Origin of the sequence: Salinicoccus siamensis, assembly GCF_042429615.1 — a bacterium.
GTDB lineage: Bacteria > Bacillota > Bacilli > Staphylococcales > Salinicoccaceae > Salinicoccus > Salinicoccus siamensis.
Genome location: NZ_JBHMAH010000044.1, coordinates 1 through 769 on the forward strand (window position 1 = coordinate 1; position 769 = coordinate 769).

Annotated in this window: 1 protein-coding gene; it reads right to left on the reverse strand. The window is 40.8% G+C overall.

Features of this window, described 5'->3' with window-relative positions; all coding sequences use genetic code 11:
• Positions 1–6 precede the first annotated feature (6 nt).
• Complete coding sequence (locus ACFFLE_RS11165; protein WP_380572280.1) at positions 7–570, reverse strand: recombinase family protein; 564 nt, start codon at positions 568–570, stop codon at positions 7–9.
• Between the last annotated feature and the right edge of the window lie 199 nt (positions 571–769).

The following is a 769-nucleotide window of genomic DNA, read 5'->3' on the forward strand; positions in this document are numbered from 1 at the left end:
ATCAATTTAAATGTTCAGCTTATGTCGATTAATCACATTATATATGGTCCCCTTTGATACCCCTGTCAGCTTCATGATCTCATTAATAGAATGCTGTTTGCTCTGATAGAGTGAGACAATCATTGCTACTTTTTCTTGCGTAATCTGGGGGCGTCCCCCGACTCGGCCCCGTGCACGAGCCGCATCTAATCCTTTTTTTGTTCTTTCACTGAGTAGATTCGCTTCCAGTTCTGCGAAGCCACTCATCATGGTAAAGAACATTTTTCCCATCGCATCTCTTGTATTAATGTTCATATCAATAATTTCCAACTCTATATTATTATTTTCAAGATGTTGGGATAAATCGATTAGTTGTCTTGTGGTGCGGCCCAATCGATCCAATTTCGTGATGACCAGGGTGTCGCCCGATCGCAAGTAATCGAGACAGTTATCCAATTCGGTTCTGTTATATTTGCGCCCACTGACCTTTTCCGAAAAGATACGCTCACACCCGACCGCTTTCAATGTATCGATTTGACTATTCAAGTTCTGATCACGGGTACTGACCCGCGCATAGCCCACTTTAGTCATGTTTTGACTCCTTTCTAATCTGCTTTATTGCATCAAATACGCACTCTCCCCCAGTTCCACTTCATAAAACTGGTCTCACAGTGCATGGCATCGTTCAAAAACTCATATACTTTCGAATAATATGGACATTGATTAGTATACTGGTTTTTGGACTCAATTTATATGAATAAAGGCCGATTTCATAGATGTGACAAATCTT

Excerpts from the sequence above, each read along its gene's own strand:
- ACFFLE_RS11165 (WP_380572280.1), bottom strand. The coding sequence starts at position 570 with ATGACTAAAGTGGGCTATGCGCGGGTCAGTACCCGTGATCAGAACTTG.